The sequence below is a fragment of the Variovorax boronicumulans NBRC 103145 genome (genome assembly GCF_001591345.1).
Taxonomy (GTDB): domain Bacteria; phylum Pseudomonadota; class Gammaproteobacteria; order Burkholderiales; family Burkholderiaceae_C; genus Variovorax; species Variovorax boronicumulans.
In genome coordinates, this window is record NZ_BCUS01000271.1 from 1 (window position 1) to 855 (window position 855).

Consider the following 855-nt stretch of genomic DNA (forward strand, 5'->3'; position numbering starts at 1 on the left):
GTCGTTCGCGGCCACGCCTTCCACGGTGCCGCCGGCCTGCGCGATGCGCGGCGCCAGCAGGCCGATGCGGTCGAGCATGCGCACGGCGTAGGCGTCGCTCTGCGCGTACTGCGGCTGGGTGGAAGCGGCCATGTCGCCGAGTTCGCGCCAGGTGGCGCGCTGGATGCGGCGCGCGCTCCAGTCGGCGCCCACCGAGCGCACCAGCCGCGTGACGCGCGCGGCCATCACCACGCCGACGATCTGGCCGGTCATGCTGTTGATGAAGCTCACGAGGTCGGCGCTGGCGGTGTCGTGCATCGCCAGCGTGCCCGACACGCCGAAGACCAGCGCCATCGCGGCCATGAAGTGCGTCGGGCGCGGCAGGTACAGGCCCAGCACCAGGAACAGCGGCGCGCAGACCAGCGCGAGCATGCCGAAGTCCTGCACCGTGGGCATGAGCACGAGCACGTAGACAGCCGAGATGGGAATGGACCACAGCGTCCACTTCAGGAAGCCGTGCATCGCGGGCACGGGGTCGTCCATGGTGGCGAAGAAGCAGCAGAAGACGGCGGCCATCATGGTGGCGGCCGAGCCCATGGTCCAGCCCGTGAGGATCCAGAACGCGCCGCACACGCAGATGGCGATGACGGCGGCCAGCGCCGACAGCAGCGCCATGCCGTGGTCGCGGTGCATCGCGCGCTGGCCGAGCGCGGCCGTGCGGCGCAGCGGCGCGCCGCCCTTCAGGCCTTCGTCGATGTCGCGGCGCAGCCGGGCGCAGGCGGTCCAGCCGTCGACCAGCTCTTCGAGCCGGCCTGCGAGGCCGATGCGCAGCGCGCGGGCCCAGGGCGTGAGCCCCGTGTCTTGTGCGGTGCCCAG

General features: G+C 72.3%; 1 protein-coding gene. It reads right to left on the reverse strand.

All coding sequences use genetic code 11. The annotated features are described in order from the left end of the window. Positions 1-855, reverse strand: an 855-nt coding sequence (locus VBO01S_RS31490; RefSeq protein WP_169805125.1) for an FUSC family protein, incomplete at both ends; no start/stop codon positions are given.